Annotated in this window: 2 protein-coding genes and 1 pseudogene; 1 reads left to right on the top strand and 2 read right to left on the bottom strand. The window is 73.5% G+C overall.

The features are described from left to right. Window positions 1–834, top strand: a pseudogene (locus HW445_RS20580) (hypothetical protein); the annotation flags it as partial. 70 nt (window positions 835–904) lie between these two features. Here the strand turns inward: HW445_RS20580 and HW445_RS20585 are convergent. Both HW445_RS20585 and HW445_RS20590 read right to left on the bottom strand, forming a co-directional pair. Further along, window positions 905–2,551 (bottom strand): long-chain fatty acid--CoA ligase, encoded by a 1,647-nt coding sequence (locus tag HW445_RS20585; RefSeq protein WP_180222458.1) that lies wholly within the window; start codon window positions 2,549–2,551, stop codon window positions 905–907. A 92-nt stretch (window positions 2,552–2,643) separates the two neighbouring features. Further along, window positions 2,644–3,192, bottom strand: a complete 549-nt coding sequence (locus tag HW445_RS20590; RefSeq protein ID WP_180222457.1) for a SigE family RNA polymerase sigma factor — start codon at window positions 3,190–3,192, stop codon at window positions 2,644–2,646. Between the last annotated feature and the right edge of the window lie 985 nt (window positions 3,193–4,177).

Below are 4,177 nucleotides of genomic sequence, written 5' to 3' on the forward strand. Positions count from 1 at the left end.
GCCATCGGCGCGCCGGACGCCGACGCCGCCGAGGGTCCGGAGCCGCTGGACGGTCCCGGCGGTGCCGTGGAGATCTCCGACCAGCCGCAGCCGCGCCCGATGGACGACGAGCTGCCCCCGGAGCCCCTGGACAACCCGCGCCGGCTGCTGGTGTGGCCCGCACCGGACCCGACCACCCAGCAGGCGCTGAACGACCGCGGCTACCGCCCGGTGGTGGTCAACTCCCGCGAGGAGGTCGACGCCCAGATCGCGGCGTTCCCGGCCGCGCTCTTCGTCGACCCGCTGACCGGCCCGATCACCCGGACCGCCCTGCAGTCGCTGCGGGAGGCCGCGGTGGCCGCCGAGGTGCCGGTGATGGTGACGGCGGGGCTGGCGCAGGCGTCCCGTGAGGAGGCGTACGGCGCCGACCCGGCGGTGCTCTTCAAGGCGCTGGCGCCGCGGGACAGCGAGCAGCACCCGCCGCGGGTGCTGCTGATCGAGGGACGCGACGAGATCGCCCTGGCGATGACCGCGTCGCTGGAGCGGCGTGGCATGCAGGTCGGGCGGGCCGTCGACGACACCCAGGCCGCGGCGGTCGCCGCCCAGATACTGCCCAACCTGGTGGTGATGGACCTGATGCGGATGGACCGGAGCCGGGCAGGCATCCTCGACTGGCTCCGCGCGAACGGCCGTCTCAGCCGCACCCCGCTGGTGGTCTACACGGCGCCCGTGGAGCCGGCCGCGCTGCCGGGGCTGGCCTCGGGGGAGTCGGTGCTGTTCCTGGCCGAGCGGTCCACCGAGGAGGAGGTCCAGCAGCGTCTGGTCGACCTGCTGGCGCGCATCGGCACCAACTGACCCGAGCGGACGGAAGGGGCGCCCCGCGGCCGGCCCGCGGGGCGCCCCTTCGCGCTGCGTGCGCCGGACGTCAGAGGGTGGTCACGTCCAGCTCGCCGTCCGCGTACTGCTTGCGCACGACCTTCTTGTCGAACTTGCCGACGCTGGTCTTGGGCACCGCCGCGATCCGCGTCCACCGCTCCGGCAGCTGCCACTTGGCGATGCCGCCCTCGCCGCCCAGGAAGTCGCGCAGTTCCTCGAAGCCGGTCCCGGCGCCGTCCTGGAGGACGACCGCGGCCAGCGGGCGCTCGCCCCACTTGTCGTCCGGCACGGCCACCACGGCGGCCTCGGCGACCTGCGGGTGGGCCATCAGCGCGTTCTCCAGCTCCACCGAGGAGATCCACTCGCCGCCGGACTTGATGACGTCCTTGGCCCGGTCGGTGAGGGTCAGGAAGCCGTCGGCGTCGATCACGCCGACGTCACCGGTCTTCAGCCAGCCGTCCTCGCTGAACTTGTCGTCGGGGCGCAGCGGCGCGCCGTCGGGGCCGTTGTAGTAGGCGCCCGCGATCCACGGGCCGCGCACCTCCAGCTCGCCGGCCGAGACGCCGTCCCAGGGCAGGCGCTCGCCGTTCGGGCCGGTCAGGCGGGCCTCCACGCCCGCCGGGAAGCGGCCCTGCGTGGTGCGGTAGGCGAACTCCTCGTCGGTGCCCGGCTCGACGTGGGCCGGCGGGCGGGCGACCGTGCCCAGCGGGGAGGTCTCGGTCATGCCCCAGGCGTGGACGACGCGCATGCCGAACTCGTCGAAGGCCTTCATCAGCGCGGGCGGGCAGGCGGCGCCGCCGATGGTGACCTGGGTGAGCGAGGAGACGTCGCGCGGCTTGGCCTTGAGGTCGGCGAGCAGGCCCTGCCAGATGGTGGGGACGGCGGCGGCGTGGGTGGGCCGGACCGTCTCGATCATCTCGGCGAGCGGGGCGGGCTGGAGGAAACGGTCCGGCATCAGCATGCTGACGCCGGTCATGAAGGTGGCGTGCGGGATGCCCCAGGCGTTGACGTGGAACTGGGGGACGACGACCAGGGAGACGTCGCTGTCGGTCAGGCCCATCGACTGGCTCATGTTGACCTGCATGGAGTGCAGGTAGATGGAGCGGTGGGAGTAGACGACGCCCTTGGGGTCGCCGGTGGTGCCGGAGGTGTAACACATGGCGGCGGCCTGCCGCTCGTCCAGCCGGGGCCAGTCGTAGCTGCCAGGCTTGTCCGCGATCAGCGCCTCGTACTCGTGCACCCGGACGCCCGCGCCGTCCAGCACGGAGGTGTCGCCGGGGCCGGCCACCACGACGTGCTCGACGGTGGGGAGCTGCGGCAGCAGCGGGGCGAGCAGCGGCAGCAGGGTGCCGTTGACGATGATCACCTTGTCCGCGGCGTGGTTGACGATCCAGGCCAGCTGCTCGGCGGGCAGGCGGAGGTTGAGGGTGTGCAGCACCGCGCCCATCGACGGGATGGCGAAGTAGGCCTCCACGTGCTGGCAGTTGTTCCACATGAGGGTCGCGACCCGGTCGTCGTCGCGGACCCCCAGGTCGTCCCGCAGGGCATGGGCGAGCCGGGCCGCCCTACGGCCCACCTCGGCGAAGGTACGGCGCTCCGGGGCCCCCTCTCCGGTCCAGGTGATGACCTCCGAACGACCGTGAACGGTCGTGCCGTGGGCCAGGATTCGCGAGACCGTCAGCTCGACGTCCTGCATCGTGCTCTGCACCGGTGCCTCCCCGGGGAACGCGCGTCATTACGCGTGGGTAAGTTTCCGCAGATTCTGCACAGCGCAGGGCGCTCCCGTCACTACCCGGCGGGATGCAATTCGGGGTCTTTCCGCAGCTTGACCAGTGCGCGGGAGAGTGCGGACTTCACCGTGCCCACCGAGACGCCGAGCAATTCGGCCGTGCGGGCCTCGCTGAGGTCCTCGTAGTAGCGGAGCACCACGATGGCGCGCTGGCGGTCCGGAAGGCGCAGGACGGCCCGCCACAGGGCGTCGCGCGTCGCCTGGCGTTCGGCCGGGTCGGCCGGTCCGGCCGCTCCGGCGGTGGCGTCACGGGGCTCGGGCAGGGTGTCGCTGGGGAACTCGTCGACGCGTCGACGACGCCACTGGGAGGTGCGGGTGTTGACCAGGGCACGGCGGACGTAGCCGTCGAGGGCGCCGTGGTCGGCGATGCGGTCCCAGTGGAGGTAGGTACGGGCGAGGGCGGTCTGGAGCAGGTCCTCCGCGTCCCCGGGGTCGTTGGTCAGCGACCGGGCGGTGCGCAGCAGCACCGGCCGACGGGCCTGGACGTACGACGAGAAGGAGGCGTAGGAGGTCGCGCGCGGCGGTGGCGGTGACGTCCTGGCGGTCATGTACTCACGCTAGGAGCCAACGGCCCGCGGCGGATCGGCCACAGGGCCCGGGCATCGTCCCCCGCAGGGCGGAGAGAAGGGGGCGGCCCACCTCCTGAAGACGGAGGGTGGTCTAGGGGTTCCCCCAGGGACGCCGGGCGCGGAGGCGCGGGCGGGCCGGCCGGGGACGTCGCCGTCCGCGCGGCACGGGTGCGGCGCAGGTGTGGCCCGCGGAGGGCACACGCGGGCAGACGCAGGGCACACGCGGACAGACGTGGGGCAGACGTGGGGCACAGGCGGGACAGACGTGAGGCACTGGCGGGGCAGACGGACGGCGTACGCACGACACACGTGCGCGCGACGGTGTCCGAGGCACCGTCGCGCGCACGCGAATCCCCATGAAGCACGCTCCGTCCGCGACCGCCGGGCCCTAGCGCTCCGGCGGCCGCGGCTCCCTCACCACAGACCTCCCCGGCCGGCCTCGTATCCCTCGGTGGACCGCGCGCCCACCGGGGGACCGCCGCCGCGCGCCGCCGCGTCGCATACGCGGGCCGTGCGGGTGGATGCCATCTGGTTCCTCCTTAGTGGGTGGGCCGACACGAACACCGAGTCACGAGAAGGGCTGATTCCCTCCGGGCCGGCGAGCCGCCCCGTCGGACGGGGCGGTTGACCGGACCGTCCCGCTGCTGCGTCTCTCGCCCCCAGACATGCCCAGCACATCCCGGACGAACCGCCCGGTGCGGGCGGTTCGCTCGCAAGCGTGACGTGCCGCCGATAAACCCCCGGACGGGAACATTCCTCCACGGCCGCGCCGTCCGTCGACCGTCACGTGCGCCGACGCCACGCCCCGCGCGGACCGCGCGGTCCGCGGGACGGGAGGGGGGTCCGTCGGCGGGCGTCCACGGGGGCCGGCCCCACCCGAAGTGTCGTGTCACCACCAGTGAAGCCGCGCGTGCGGACCGCTTGGCTACAGGGAAGACAGGACGTCCTGGGAGGGGCCATGAAT

This window comes from Streptomyces sp. UH6 (assembly GCF_013421635.1).
In the GTDB taxonomy this organism is placed as follows: Bacteria; Actinomycetota; Actinomycetes; order Streptomycetales; family Streptomycetaceae; genus Streptomyces; species Streptomyces abyssomicinicus.

What these genes read in the sequence shown, in the direction of transcription:
- HW445_RS20590 (WP_180222457.1), bottom strand. Translation starts at nt 3,192, where the DNA reads ATGACCGCCAGGACGTCACCGCCACCGCCGCGCGCGACCTCCTACGCC.
- HW445_RS20585 (WP_180222458.1), bottom strand. Translation starts at nt 2,551, where the DNA reads ATGCAGGACGTCGAGCTGACGGTCTCGCGAATCCTGGCCCACGGCACG.